Annotated in this window: 12 protein-coding genes; 8 read left to right on the top strand and 4 right to left on the bottom strand. The window is 47.0% G+C overall.

Annotated features, from left to right (window positions below):
- The first annotated feature begins 11 nt into the window (after window positions 1-11).
- The 7 genes from M1D71_RS00820 to M1D71_RS00850 all read left to right on the top strand — a co-directional run bounded on the left by M1D71_RS00820 (window position 12) and on the right by M1D71_RS00850 (window position 9164).
- On the top strand, window positions 12-911 hold the full coding sequence (locus tag M1D71_RS00820; RefSeq protein WP_062837760.1) for an ABC transporter permease: 900 nt from the start codon (window positions 12-14) through the stop codon (window positions 909-911).
- 70 nt (window positions 912-981) lie between these two features.
- Window positions 982-1854, top strand: coding sequence for a carbohydrate ABC transporter permease (locus M1D71_RS00825; RefSeq protein WP_458124874.1), 873 nt, complete (start codon window positions 982-984; stop codon window positions 1852-1854).
- Window positions 1855-1904: 50 nt separating this feature from the next.
- A complete protein-coding gene (locus M1D71_RS00830; protein WP_458124875.1) occupies window positions 1905-2855 on the top strand; it encodes a sugar phosphate isomerase/epimerase family protein in 951 nt (316 codons plus the stop codon).
- Between the two features lie 237 nt (window positions 2856-3092).
- A complete protein-coding gene (locus M1D71_RS00835) occupies window positions 3093-4844 on the top strand; it encodes a hypothetical protein (protein ID WP_458124876.1) in 1752 nt (583 codons plus the stop codon).
- A gap of 257 nt (window positions 4845-5101) precedes the next feature.
- Entirely contained in the window at window positions 5102-6835 is a 1734-nt protein-coding gene (locus M1D71_RS00840; protein ID WP_458124877.1) for a tetratricopeptide repeat protein, read from the top strand.
- A 175-nt stretch (window positions 6836-7010) separates the two neighbouring features.
- Complete coding sequence (gene trxB, locus M1D71_RS00845) at window positions 7011-7970, top strand: thioredoxin-disulfide reductase (protein WP_145326394.1); 960 nt, start codon at window positions 7011-7013, stop codon at window positions 7968-7970.
- Window positions 7971-8228: 258 nt separating this feature from the next.
- Window positions 8229-9164 carry an AI-2E family transporter gene (locus M1D71_RS00850; RefSeq protein ID WP_458124878.1) on the top strand — a complete coding sequence of 312 codons (936 nt, stop codon included), beginning with the start codon at window positions 8229-8231 and terminating at the stop codon, window positions 9162-9164.
- Window positions 9165-9338: 174 nt separating this feature from the next.
- On the opposite strand, the gene M1D71_RS00855 is transcribed toward M1D71_RS00850, so the two are convergent.
- The 4 genes from M1D71_RS00855 to M1D71_RS00870 are packed head-to-tail and all read right to left on the bottom strand — an operon-like array spanning window position 9339 to window position 12788.
- Window positions 9339-9941, bottom strand: a complete 603-nt coding sequence (locus M1D71_RS00855; protein WP_458124879.1) for a response regulator — start codon at window positions 9939-9941, stop codon at window positions 9339-9341.
- Window positions 9938-11077: a sensor histidine kinase gene (locus M1D71_RS00860; RefSeq protein ID WP_458124880.1), complete on the bottom strand. Its 1140-nt coding sequence runs from the start codon at window positions 11075-11077 to the stop codon at window positions 9938-9940. The genes M1D71_RS00855 and M1D71_RS00860 overlap by 4 nt, the downstream gene beginning before the upstream one ends.
- A gap of 9 nt (window positions 11078-11086) precedes the next feature.
- Window positions 11087-11824, bottom strand: a complete 738-nt coding sequence (locus tag M1D71_RS00865) for an ABC transporter permease (protein ID WP_458124881.1) — start codon at window positions 11822-11824, stop codon at window positions 11087-11089.
- 1 nt (window position 11825) lies between these two features.
- Entirely contained in the window at window positions 11826-12788 is a 963-nt protein-coding gene (locus tag M1D71_RS00870) for an ABC transporter ATP-binding protein (RefSeq protein ID WP_458124882.1), read from the bottom strand.
- A gap of 359 nt (window positions 12789-13147) precedes the next feature.
- Between M1D71_RS00870 and M1D71_RS00875 the strand changes: the two genes are divergently transcribed.
- Window positions 13148-14098, top strand: coding sequence for an ROK family glucokinase (locus tag M1D71_RS00875; RefSeq protein ID WP_062837749.1), 951 nt, complete (start codon window positions 13148-13150; stop codon window positions 14096-14098).
- Window position 14099: the final 1 nt, after the last annotated feature.

The raw sequence follows: 14099 nt of genomic DNA on the forward strand, positions 1-14099 counted from the left end.
AGGAAACCGACTTGACCATCACATACTTGAAAAGGTATTGGCAATTATATGCGCTCATCTCACTGCCTCTGATCTACTTCTTGATCTTTCGTTACGGCCCAATGTACGGGGTTCAGATCGCTTTTAAGGATTTCAACTTGTTTCAGGGCATCAACGGCAGTGAGTGGATCGGTTTCGATGCTTTTCGTGAGGTTTTTGGAATGCGGGACTTTTACACCACATTGCGAAACACTTTCATGCTAAATTTCCTCGACCTGCTTGTTTCGTTCCCTGCTCCAATTATATTGGCCATCATGCTCTATGAAGTTCGATTCAAATGGTTCAAAAAAATATCGCAAACGATTCTGTACATTCCTCACTTTATCTCCTGGGTTATCATCGGGGGAATTGTATACCAATTGTTCGGCAATCAATCCGGTATGGTTAACGGTGTGTTGGAGAGTATGGGCTTAAATTCAATACCATTTTTGACAGAGAAAAACCCATGGCTTGTGACGTACCTGTTCACAGGTGTCTGGCAGAGTGCAGGATGGGGTACCATTCTTTATTTGGCGGCACTGACCGGCGTGAACAAGGAATTGTTTGAGGCTGCCGAGATTGACGGAGCTTCAAGACTGAAGAGAATCTGGCATATTACGCTGCCAAGTATTAAACCAACCATTGTGACCTTGCTCATTCTTAATCTCGGACATATGGTCAGCATCGGCTTTGATCGGCCTTATATTATCGGTAACACAGCGGTACGTGAATATTCAGATGTACTTAGTACCTTTGTATACAGAGTTGGTCTTGAATCAGGACAATACACGCTTGCAACTGTCGTAGGGCTATTCCAGGCCGTGGTAGGGCTAATCTTTGTACTTGGTTCAAACTATATTTCAAAGAAGGCAACCGGCGAAGGTATTTTATAAGTTTTCAAAGCATGAAAGATACGCCAATCGGCTTGTATGTATAGACCATCAGTAAAGGAGCTGTGCGCATATGAGTGAACGCACCTCAAATCGGATTTTTGATATCGTTAATATCTCTTTTATCAGTTTGTTTGTTATATTCTGTCTGGCTCCATTTTTGCACACCATTGCGATATCTCTAAGTTCTAACCGGGCTATTACTTCGGGAGAAGTGACCATTTTTCCTAAAGAATTTAACTGGGATGCGTATATTCAAGTATTCTCTGATCAATCCATGCTATATTCACTGGGCTTTACGACTGTTCTGACAGTGGCAACCACAGTGTTGTGCATGTTATTCACACTTGCTGCTGCTTACCCGCTAACCAAGAAAAAATTAAAAGGGCGCAAGCTCTTCATGTATGTCATCATCATTACGATGTTCTTCAGTGGCGGGATGATTCCCGAGTATTTGCTCATTCGTGATCTCAATATGCTTAATTCAGTCTGGGCACTGATCTTACCGGGACTGGTTAGTCCATTTAACCTGATTATCCTGATCTCATTTTTCAGAGGCATTCCTGAAAGTCTGGAAGAATCAGCAGAAATCGACGGCAGCTCACATGTACACACACTATTCAAAATCATACTTCCACTATCCATGCCTGTAATGGCTACATTAGCCCTGTTCTATGCAGTTGGACGCTGGAATGGATTCCAGGATTCTCTCTTGTATATTAATGATCCGAATCTGTACCCGCTACAGCTCAAGCTCTTCCAAATGGTACAAAACAACATGGTGAGTGAACTTACGCTGATGGAAGGTGCTAACCGTGCACCACTGACACCCGAAAGTCTCAAGGCAGCGACCGTTATTTTTGCAACTGTACCGATTCTGCTTGTCTATCCGTGGCTGCAAAAGTATTTTGTCAGCGGTGCGATGCTTGGCGCGGTAAAAGGTTGATATAAAAAAGCTGGGTAAGCTCCAGCCAATGGGAAGGAGGAGGAAAACAGATGCAGCACATAGATAAGGGTATATATTCGTTCTCCACATGCTGGAATATCCGAAAACATGATGTCGGGGAAACCATGATTCGGGAGATTGCCGAACTTGGCTTTCGCCAGGTTGAGCTCAATTATAACGTAACGAAGGAAATGCTCACGACGATTGAGCCCATGATTGAACGCGGAGACATCGGTATCTCCAGTGTCCATAATACGTTTCCACATGACCCTGATCCCGATTATGGTACGGATTCCGTCCTGCTTGGATTCGAGGATGAGGTTAAACGTCAGCGGGCAATAGAGTTACTTGTTGAGTCGGCAGAATATGCCCATCGTTATGGGGCTAAAGCTGTCGTCGTACACCCTGGGGAAGTACCTTTTCCTGAGGATATCAGCAAAGATCTTGGAAAGCTCTATCACGAGGAAGGTCCGGATTCACCGAAGTATCGCAGCAAATGGGCTGAATTGATGGAGCGGCGGGAAGCCCTCAGTTCAGGGTATGTGGAGAAAATTATCGCCAGTCTGGATGAGGTATGCAATCGGGCAGCAGCTAAAGGTCTGGATGTTCGTTTCGGAATCGAGACGAGATCCAGACCACAACAGATTCCTACCCTTGCCGAAGCCAAGACCATCATCGCTGCCCTCAAAGGGGCTCCGGTTGGTATCTGGTACGATACGGGTCATGCCATTATGATGGACCGAATGGGCCTTTACGACAGTGTAGGTGAAATGCAGGACCTGATGAATGATATCGTAGGTGTTCATATCCATGAGACACTGGGCCTCTCTGACCACTGGTGCCCTTATGTACACAGTAAGGACGTGAACTTCTATGATGCCTATCTGCCGATGATTCTCCGGGCACAGGTGAAGGTATACGAGTTGAAGTCTGCCTGTAAGCCAGAAGAGATCCACGAGAGTCATGACTTGCTTATGAAGAAGCTTGGAGTGGCAGATTAGCAGAATAGGAGTCGTGATATTAGGAACATTCTGCGTGTTCAAAGCTTGTGGTTCAACGGCTGTTTTCTCGGTGATGAAAACCACATAAAAATGTGGTTGAACAAGAACGGATTTCTAGCGATTTTGTAGAAAGATGATATATACTGACGAGGAAAAATGAACTCACGTTACGGGCGGTATGAGCGGAAGCAGCATACTTTTCACATCGGGAGAATGCATTGGTTGGAGGGACTGCACATGTACAAACAACTGGTGGACAGTAATGACAGAGCGGTAGAAAGAGGCATATCTCGGCAGATGCTTGATCCGGAAAGCCGTTACTATGGAGGGACAATTGATCCCTTCACAGGTGTTGCCTGGGTCAACCACACGACAGGAACGCCCACGGATATGTGTTACTGGGGAGCAGCGATCTCCAATCCGGACTCCGTATATTACCAGGATGAGGCGTTGTTAAATCGACTGCTATTAGCTACGGAATATGTACTTCGCTTCCAGCATGAAGACGGTTCAATATCGCCTGGCTGGACCAACTACCATTCTCCTCCGGATACTGCATTTGTCGTTGTAGGGTATTCGCAGTTGTATCAGCTTCTTCTGCAACAGGAATGGGAGCCGCTGCAACCTGTATTGGACAATATGAGGCTGTTTCTGGAACGGACAATCCCAACCATGCTTACGGGAGGCTGTCATACGCCAAATCATCGCTGGGTGCTATGCGCGGCGCTCGGTTTCCTGCATGAACTATTTGATCTGGAGGAAGCTGTGCGGCGCGCAGAGCAGTGGATGGATGAAGGGATGGATATTACACCCGATGGGGAGTGGACGGAACGGAGCAATGGCATATACAGCGCAGTTAGCGACATCATGTTAATTCATGCCGCGCGCCTGCTCAATCGTCCTGAACTACTTGAACCGGTGAGGTTCAATCTTCGCATGATGATGTACCTTGTGCATCCTACGGGCGAGATTGTTACGGACTATTCAGGGCGACAGGATCTGGGCAGTGTTCATGATCTGTCACCTTATTATCTGCCATATGCCATTCTGGCACGGCTGGATGGCGATCCACTCTTTGCTGGCATGGCGTCCTGGGCGGGAAATACATTGACAGATCCGGGTGTATGCTCAGTGAATACGCTCATTCGATTAATGCTTGAGCCGGAGCTTCAGCAGACGAATAACACACGTGATGCATTACCGGAACAGTATGAGGTCATGCTCAATGAACATTTTGTGCGGGGAGAATATCTGGAGCAGATGGACGCAGTAGGGCATCACGGACATATCTCGCACAGCCGGATGCATACGGACTTTGGTGCTCCCGTAGCCCGAATTCGGGATGGTGATACGAGTGTGACTGTGATGACAGAAGTTCCTTCCTTCTTCGCTCTTCGTCATGGCAAGGTGCGCTTGTTGGCTGTTCAACTGGCCTCTTATTTTAATCCAGGGTATGTACCTATGCAGCAAATGACAAGGCTGTCCGAAGGGTATCGACTGACTGGCGAGCAGAAAAAAGGCTACTACGGCCCAGTTCCTGCGAATCTGTTGCCGGAATCGGCCGCATCAGCCATCAGTCCATGGTACTTGCTACCTCATCAGAGCCGTCAGCTCACCCATGAGCAGACGTTCCATGTAGGGGCAGAGTTGCAGCCAACCCAAAACGGATGGACCATGCATCTCTCAGGGAAGGAACCGGAGGACATTATGATGCAGTTGTCCTTTGTATTCGGAAGCGAAGGTGAGCTGACCTGCGAGGATGCGATTGAAACGAGTGAGGGCCACTACTTGTGGAAAGGCGGTACATTGCGCTATACCTGCGGAGAAGACTGGTTAGAGATTACTGGAGGCGAGTTGGGGCATCTGGCAGCAAGTGTTCGGGAGGCAAAACTGCCGGACAAGTGTAAGGTTGTGCTGTTCAATTTCATGACACCTTTCGATAAGACCATTCATATTTCACTTTCTCCTTCGATGGCGTTGAAGAATTGAAGCGATTGAGACTCTATTCCTCGCATGTTAACAAGGTCTATCATTTTAGTTGATCTAATGCAGTTTCGATTGATGTAGTTACCTGAGTATTATCTGTTGGCAAAAAATAAAGATGGCATTTCATCCGTGCATGATGGAATGTCATCTTTATTTGCATTTTTTTCATAAACGACATGAAACTACATATTGAGATGTGGGCCTTAAGATGTGGTATACTGAAGAGTATGAATGAAATGCAAAGAGGAGGTGCCTTGGAGATGAAGGGCAAGCTAGTGCGGGCTGAGGGACACCTTGCCAATATTATACCGATTCACTTGGATGCTTCTTTCTTCTTTGAAAGAGCTGTCCGCTCGCTGGACCGTAATCATGTCGACAAGGCATTAAAATATTTTCGCAAAGCTGTTGAATACGAACCGGAAAATCCGGTGAATCATTGTAATATGGCGGGTATATTATCGGAGAAGGGGGATTACGAAGCCTCCAATGCCATTTTGGCTAACGTGCTGGAAGCGGTAGATCCGTCGATGACGGAATGTTATTTCTATATGGCGAACAATTATGCAAATATGGATCGGTTTGAGGAAGCCGAGCAAGCACTTGTTACCTACTTGGAGGAGGACACCCAGGGTCAGTTCATGACGGAAGCTGAAGAGATGATGGAGCTTCTGTACTATGAGCTGGATCGTCCGGCCAAACTGAATCGAATCAAATCGCGCAAAGGTGTAGTGGAACACGATCAGGCACGGGAACTGTTGGAAGAAGGAAAATTTGCACAGGCTGCTGAGCTGCTCGAAGGCATGTCATCGGATTATCCTGATTACCTGGCTGCCCGTAACAATCTGGCACTCGCCTACTATTATATGGGGCTGTTCCCCAAAGCAAAAGAGACTATTGCAGAAGTGCTTGAACAGGAACCAGGGAATCTGCATGCACTTTGCAATCTCGCTATTTTCCATCAAAATGAGAACCGGGCTGATCAAGTCCTGCTTCTGATCAAAAAATTGCGTGTCATCGTGCCATTCCAGCACGAACAAGTCTACAAACTAGCTACAACGATGGGAATTTTGGGTCAGCACGATACGGCCTATGTTCATTTTCGGCGTTTGCTCAAGGATGAAGAGACGGCTGGTGATCCGGCACTTGCTCATTATGCAGCAGTAGCAGCTTATAATACAGAGCGTTATGATGCTGCCGAGCGTCTATGGCATCTTGTGTCCAAGCTTGATCCGGGTTCGGAAGTATCTCGATACTATCTGTCAGGTCTTGAGGCTGTTCGGCAAGGCGAGCAAGAGCCTGAGAAGCTGAGTTATCACTATCATCTGCCATTTGATGAGCAGTTCAGACAGTGGGAGAACTATGGTAACGGTATACCTGAAGAAATGAAGAATGATCCACTGATTCGTTCATCGTTCTTCTGGGCTTTACGACATGGTGATCGGGCAACGAAGCTGCAGGTTATTCATGCGCTTGGAATGATCGGCGATTATGAGGTACAGCAGGCGCTACAATCTTTCATTGAGGAGCCAGGAGAAGAACCAGATTTGCTTGAGGCAGCAAGAGTTGTGCTGAATGGATTGATATCGGCTGAACACGAGGATCGGAACACTCAGGTGGTTCGACCCCTGTCTCCTGTAGCCTTGAAGTCCATTGGGAAAGCTCAATCCACATCAGAGCAAACGGAATCTCACTCGACTACCCATTGGCAAGCGGTTGTTGATCGTGCACTGCAAATGTCTGAGGCAAAGGCCGAGTTGCAGCATGAGATGGAACGGATCTGGACGGATTATGTATCCCGGGTACATCCCGAGGTTCCGGGTACGAAGCAAATTGAGGGCTGGGCTGCGGGACTTGAATATTTGGCTGCAAAGAATCACAGTCGACCCGTTACCTATCAAAGCATAGCTGAACGGTACGGGATATCGGCATCAACGGTTAGCAAATATGCCAAGCAGATCCATCGCGTGTGCAACAGCAACCCGCCACTTATTTAGAAAGTTCAGTGCGCTTCAACTCGTTTTCAGAAAGACATCATAAGGTGAAGGATACAACAACCGGGAAAACGGGTAAACTTAACGAATGGGCCTTGTAAACGCCTGTAGGATATCATCTTGGCAAGTTCATCGCTAGTACAACACACTCTCACCTTATTAAGGAGGCTGTATCTATATGTCTAAATACAGAACGATTGTGATCGGAACGGGACCTGCGGGTCTGACAGCAGCGATATATCTGGCTCGTGCTAATCTGAACCCACTGGTTATCGAAGGTCTTCAGCCGGGTGGTCAATTGACGACGACAACGGAGGTTGAGAATTTCCCTGGTTTCCCGCAAGGTATCATGGGTCCTGAACTGATGGACAATATGCGTAAGCAAGCAGAACGTTTTGGAGCGGAATTCAAAAACGGTTGGGTGGAAGAAGTTGATTTCAGTAAACAGCCTTTCAAGATCAAGGTTGGCGGAATCGGCGAATTGGAAGCTGAATCGATTATTATCTCCACAGGTGCATCCGCTCGTTATCTCGGTATTCCGGGCGAGCAGGAAAATGTGGGACGTGGTGTAAGTACATGCGCGACATGTGACGGTTTCTTCTTCCGCGGCAAAAAAATCGTGGTCGTGGGCGGTGGTGACTCCGCGATGGAGGAAGCGAGTTTCCTGACTCGTTTTGCAACAGACGTCACATTGGTTCACCGCCGTGATGAATTGCGTGCATCCAAGATTATGCAGGATCGGGCTCGCAGCAATGAGAAGGTGAAGTGGGCGCTGAACCGTACTCCACTTGAGGTTGTGCCTGAAGCGATGGGTGTCAAAGGGCTGAAGGTACGCAACAATGAGACGGGGCAAGAAGAGTTGCTTGAAGCGGATGGCGTATTCGTTGCCATTGGTCACACGCCAAATACCGGATTCCTGGGTAATGCGATCACACTGGACGAACATGGCTATGTTGTGGTTAAACCGGGAACAACGGAGACCAATATTCCGGGTGTATTTGCCTGCGGTGATGTTCAGGATACAAAGTACCGTCAAGCCATTACGGCAGCTGGATCAGGTTGTATGGCTGCGATGGATTGCGAGAAATTCCTTGAAGGAAGCATTGTGCATGACTGGAGCGAAACGTTGGATAAGTAAGCATGACATCCGTGAGGTTAGGCATAGACTAGGAACAAGAGACAACGGGAAGTCTCATGAAATGAGAGAAGCCGGAAGGCTTCTCTTTTTTTGAAACTAAAGTGGGCATGAGTTCGTATACATATGGGGCATATTAGCTGTGAGGTGAAGATTTTGGGGGAAATGATAAAAGATTGGTTACAAAATGCAACAGTGAGACGGTTTTTGATTCTGCTCTTATTCTGTTTAATTTTGTTCAGTATGGGGAGTATGCTTCACATGATTCTGCTGTTGTTCCTGGTGACGTATGTCATGAACAGGCTACAGCATTTCATTACAGGTGGTCTGAATCGGCTATTTCCAGTCAATTATAAAGTCGTGGTCATCCTGCTCTATATGATCGTTATCGCAGTGATTGTGCTTGGTATATCCAGATATTCACCGCGGATTGTGGATCAGGTCGTTCAGTTGACGAACGAGATTATGAAATTTCTGGACAGTGCAGATGGTGATAATTTTGCCTCCAAGATTGCGGGTTACCTTCAATCCTTCGATATCAAAAATTATACCAATGATGCATTGAAATATATTTTCGCATTGAGCAAATGGTTGGAGTTTATACTGCTCGTTATCATTCTGAGTCTGTTCTTCTTGTTGCAGAAGCAGGAGATATCCAAATTCACGTCCAAGTTCAAAACAAGCAAAATCGGATGGTTTTATACGGAAGTTGCTTACTTGGGCGATAAATTCGTTTCTTCTTTCGGTAAAGTCATTGAGGCACAATTGCTGATTGCTGTATTCAATACGGTGCTGACGATGCTGGGGCTATGGATTCTTGGATATCCGTATTTGTTCGCATTGACCATTCTCGTATTTATGTTAAGTTTGGTGCCTGTGGCAGGGGTGATCATCTCTCTGGTACCGCTCTGTCTGATTGGGTATCAGATGGGTGGACTGAAACTGAGTATTATCGTGATCATCATGATTATTATCATTCATGCGCTGGAGACTTACTTCCTGAATCCGAAGCTCATGGCACACAAGACCAAATTGCCGATGTTCTACACCTTTATCGTACTGATTCTGTCGCAACACTTCCTGGGGATCTGGGGACTGATCATTGGTATTCCAATCTTCGTGTTCCTGCTCGATATTCTGGATGTGAACAAGATGGAGAAGACAGAAGAGCCGGTACGTGTGGAAACGAAGTTATAACTTGTAGCTGAAGAACGGCTGAATCCTGTGAAGTACAGATGTTTATAAAAAGACTAAAACGCCTCCAGTTTGTGGGAAGGCGTTTTTTTCTATGCCATACACTGGAAGGTGTAATGGATATTGAATGAAGTTCCTCTGGACCATATATCGTGCTTCGCGAACGACAGTTCACCATTATAGCCAACCCTTTTCCTCGGCAATGGCAACGGCCTCCATCCGGTTCTTGGCATCCAGCTTGGCGAAAGCCTCGGATAAGTAATTGCGTACCGTTCCATAAGAGAGATGCAGGGAGGCAGCAATATGATTGGCATTCATCCCGGTAGCTGCTAGCTTGAGCACTTCCTTCTCCCGTTCCGTTAAAGGGTTAACGGCTTTGGCCGCGCCAAAAACGAGCTCAGGTGACACTTCGCGTCCCCCGTTCATTACACGCCGAATGGCCTCGGCCAAGCGGTCACTGGGCTCATCCTTGAGCAGGTAACCCTGAACTCCAGCTTGTATAGCCCGTTCCAGGAACCCAGGCCGAGCAAACGTCGTGAGGATGATTATCCGACAACTGAGACCAAGCTGCTGCATGCGTTCAGCTACATCAAGTCCACTCATCACAGGCATTTCAATATCCAACAGGCAAAGATCTGGCTGAAGAGTCACAGTCTGCTTTAGGGCTTCTTCTCCATTCCCTGCTTCTCCAATGACTTCAAAATCATCTTCAAGATCGAGCAGGGAGGCTAGAGCACCACGTAACATGCGTTGATCCTCAGCAATTAATATACGAATCATAATGATATTCCTCCTTGTGGTTCGCTAGCGATTAAGGGAAAGAGAAAGACGACCGTGGTTCCTTTCAAACCCGAGGAAATCTGAAATGAGCCATCGATCAAATCCATGCGCTCTGACATTCCCTTCAGTCCATTTCCGTGATGTTTATCTGGGCTCATGCCAATGCCATTATCTTGGACCATAATCCTGATTCCGTCAGGTATTCGTTCCAGTTGAATTATACCTAGAGTAGCTTTGCTGTGCTTTACGATGTTTGTCACGGACTCGAGAATGCAGAGACTTGCCATGTTCTGAGTCAAGTCAGGCACATCAGCATAAGATTCTTGTTCTCCGGTCAGTGAGAGTTCGATGTCGGCACTTTTCAAGGTTTCTTTGGCATCAGCCAATGCCTCCACAATGCTGATGGCCCGCATATCGGAGACGAGTTGACGCACTTCTCGTAAGGCAGCACGTGAGGTTCGCTCAATTTCGCGTGCTTCCTGTGTGGCTCGTTCGGGATTCTTGGCGATAAGCTTGGTAACGAGTTCACTCTTCAATGTAATCAAAGAGAGCGTGTGACCCATCGTATCGTGCAGATCGCGGGCAATACGCATACGTTCTTCTCGCTTGATTAGCTCCTTAATATGCTGTTGTGCTTCATCGAGCTTGGCTTCCAACTGTTGTCTATCTAGCATGGTTCTAATGCCATAAGGTGAAACCAGCATGATGAGATAGAACGGAGTAAAGAACAGCAACTGCTCGGTACTGAGTCGATCGAGGATTATGGTAATGACCATCGGAATGGTCTGAATAACAGCGAAGATGAACAGAAACAAGCGAAAGGCACGCTTCTCCGAATACCATCCAATGAAATTCGCCGTAAAAAATCCAAGAAAGAACATATTGGGATCGATGACCAAGGTAAGGACGAGAACACATGACATCTGCAGGCTAAGCCAATAGGAAAAGAGAGCTGTGCCTGCAATCATATAGAGCTGTCGATAGGTTAGAACAAATACGGCAAAGGCCGTAATCCCGATATACTGCTCATGTCCTCGCGCGTCCACCAGGTAGTACAAAGGCATTGCTAAATAGATCATCCAGATATAAGGATAGATACCGTATCGTTTAGGAAAAAGCTCAAAGCGTTGAAGCATATGTGAAGATTAGGCCTCCTTCTGTTTGTTGCGGATATATGTGGATAGTAACATAAATCCCCCCAGATACGCTGCTAAAATAAGGATATCCCGCATATGAGGCACACCTCCGGTTATGATGACCCATGCTCCATTGCCAAAACTGTGTGAAGGTAACCAGCTGCCGATCTGCCCAAGCCACTCCGGCATGACATCAAGCGGCATCCACATTCCTCCAAGCAAGGCGAGGGAGAGATACAAGGCGTTGCTCAATCCGCTGGCAGTTTCGACCCGGCGGAACGTGCCAATGCATGTACCTAGTGCAAGAAAAGGTAAAGAGCCAGCCAGAATCCAGAGTGCAGAACCAATCCACTGTGATGCAGTAAGGGAAACACCGTTAATCAGATAACCGGATATAAAAATGATGATAATTGAGCACAGGTGGATGAAGGTCTGACCAACCATTTTACCACCAAAATAAATCGAGTTTGGCAGTGGTGTAACTCGAAGATAAGTAACCCACCCATGCACTCTCTCCTGAACAAGACGAATGCCAAGAGTCATGATGGACGAGCCCATCACGCTGAAGCAGGTCATGGACATCAGATAATGTGCATTCCATTGCTGAGCATCCACAGCATCTGTGGTAAATATGCGTGTGTACAGGATGTAGAATAGTACAGGCATCAATAAAGACCAGAAGATAAAATAGACATTGCGTGACATACGAAGCATCTCCACTCGGGATTGGGCCAACAGCATGGACATATTAATGATCCTCCTTTATGGTTTCGAGCAATGTTGCGTAGGCATCGTCCAGCTGTCCGGCTTCAATTCGGATTTCCTCAACTGGAAGCTGAACGGTAATGATATGGCGGATGAGTGCATCTGTATCTTGGGTATGAAGAATGTATCGGTCTTTTCGATACTCAATCTTGTCCACCCCGTGCAAATTTCCAATCTGAGTGCGGATGTCCAGATCAGCGTAAGTGTTATCCCCATGTGTTGAATCGTTTACCATAAGGTGGTTGGAGATTGAGAAGGATAGAGTTCGCTTCGTGATTCCCTCCTTGATGCTGTGAGGTGTTCCGTCTGCGACGATGGAGCCTTCATTAAACAGGATAATTCGATCGGCCGCTTCATCTGCTTCATGCAAGTAGTGGGTGGTGAAAACCACGGTTTTGCCTTGCTGCGCAAGCGTGCGGATCTGCGTCCAGAAATGCCTGCGGGTCGCGGAATCCATTCCGACGGTAGGTTCATCGAAGAAGAGAACGTCAGGGTTACCAGCCATGGCAAGTGCAAAATTCAGGCTGCGCTTCTGTCCGCCGGACAGCTTCTCTGTTCTTCGGTTCAAAGCATCTGGCGCAAGACCGGTTAACGCTTCAATCACGTTTGCATCCAGTGGGGTAGGATAGTAGCTGCGAACCAGACGAATAATCTCTCGGATGGTAAGTCCGTCCATGACACTGACATCCTGTAACATGGCACCCATCCGTTGACGAACCTGTTTATGATTCGGTGCCAGTCCCAGCACAGTCACCTTGCCTGAGGAAGGACTGGACAGTCCTAGCATCATTTGCATGGTCGTTGTTTTGCCTGCACCGTTGGGCCCGAGTATGGCCACAATTGAGCCGCTGGTGATCTTCAGTGAGATATGTCGAACAGCATGTTTGTTTCCAAAGCGCTTGCTTACGTTGTTTAAATGTATAACCGTTGAATCCAGATTCATCATTATTCACGTCCCTCGTTCTGTTCTATAAGATAATTTCATCTTACGGAAAAATTCGCTGGGGATTTAGTAAACATTGTCATGACTTTTAGGTGACAGTTGTCATTTTTTATGAATGGAACGAGTGAAGAGGCAATATCATGAGTTGAGGCTTCCGTTTCTATTAAGAGAGAATGAGGCTCGTTTTTTAATAGGAGAAAGGGAGGGTGTATACGTATTCAAAAATGGTGTGTGATGTGGTTCACAACCCTAACGGAGCATAGTGTATCCAAGGTCTTATCGTCTTGACCCAGGCGTATCCTTCAATTATAGTTGGTACGTAGGACTTAAACTATTTTAGATAGATAAAGGTGGCTTGCAGCATGTCTGAGAAAATCTACGTTGGGGTCGATCTCGGCGGAACAGCAATCAAGGTCGGTATATGCGATGAACAAGGTCAGCTAATGCATACGTATGAAGGACCGACTGAAGTGGATAAGGGCGTAGACACGGTCATCGCCAACATCGAGAAGTATGTCCGACATATCGTAGCCGAATCACCTTACAGTTGGGAACAGCTGGAGGGTGTAGGTGCTGGAGTGGCCGGTTTCACGAATGTACGTGAGGGAATTATCGTTCATGCCCCTAACATCGGATTTCGGAATGTAGCCATTCGTTCGATTCTGGAAGAACGTTTGGGCAAGCCAATCAAAATAGATAACGATGCGAACGTAGCTGCACTGGGTGAAGTATGGGCAGGTGCCGGCAAAGGCGTAGACAATTGCGTATGTTATACACTTGGTACGGGTGTTGGCGGAGGCTTGATCTTGAATGGTAATATCTATCAGGGATTCTCTGGTATGGCGGGAGAACTGGGTCATATCAGTGTTGTACCTGATCTGGAGGCCATCAAGTGCGGCTGTGGTAAAATGGGATGTGTTGAAACGGTATCGTCTGCAACAGGAATTATCCGTATGGCGAAGGATGCAGTAGAACGCGGTGATCATACGTCACTGGCACTCGTCGACAAGATTGCAGCCAAGGAAGTATTCGATGCTGCGAAGGCAGGTGATGAAGTGGCACAGCGCATTGTAAATCGTGCGGCCTTCTACCTGGGCAAGTCCATGGCTACTGTAGCAGCTGTCATTAACCCGGAGATGTTCATCATCGGTGGTGGCGTATCCAAAGCAGGTAATTTCTTGTTCGATGAAATTCGTACCGTATTTGCTAAGTTGACACCGGAACCGCTGCAAGAAGGGGTTCAGATTCTGGAAGCTACACTTGGTAATAATGCAGGTATTGTGGGTGCAGCAGGTCTTCTCTTGCGTTCCTAGT

The sequence above is a fragment of the Paenibacillus sp. Z3-2 genome, from assembly GCF_054161325.1.

Coding starts and splice junctions, on each gene's coding strand:
- M1D71_RS00835 (WP_458124876.1), top strand. CDS start 3,093: ATGTACAAACAACTGGTGGACAGTAATGACAGAGCGGTAGAAAGAGGC.
- M1D71_RS00830 (WP_458124875.1), top strand. CDS start 1,905: ATGCAGCACATAGATAAGGGTATATATTCGTTCTCCACATGCTGGAAT.
- M1D71_RS00850 (WP_458124878.1), top strand. CDS start 8,229: ATGATTCTGCTGTTGTTCCTGGTGACGTATGTCATGAACAGGCTACAG.
- M1D71_RS00865 (WP_458124881.1), bottom strand. CDS start 11,824: ATGTCCATGCTGTTGGCCCAATCCCGAGTGGAGATGCTTCGTATGTCA.
- M1D71_RS00855 (WP_458124879.1), bottom strand. CDS start 9,941: ATGATTCGTATATTAATTGCTGAGGATCAACGCATGTTACGTGGTGCT.
- M1D71_RS00825 (WP_458124874.1), top strand. CDS start 982: ATGAGTGAACGCACCTCAAATCGGATTTTTGATATCGTTAATATCTCT.
- trxB (WP_145326394.1), top strand. CDS start 7,011: ATGTCTAAATACAGAACGATTGTGATCGGAACGGGACCTGCGGGTCTG.
- M1D71_RS00840 (WP_458124877.1), top strand. CDS start 5,102: ATGAAGGGCAAGCTAGTGCGGGCTGAGGGACACCTTGCCAATATTATA.
- M1D71_RS00860 (WP_458124880.1), bottom strand. CDS start 11,077: ATGCTTCAACGCTTTGAGCTTTTTCCTAAACGATACGGTATCTATCCT.
- M1D71_RS00875 (WP_062837749.1), top strand. CDS start 13,148: ATGTCTGAGAAAATCTACGTTGGGGTCGATCTCGGCGGAACAGCAATC.
- M1D71_RS00870 (WP_458124882.1), bottom strand. CDS start 12,788: ATGATGAATCTGGATTCAACGGTTATACATTTAAACAACGTAAGCAAG.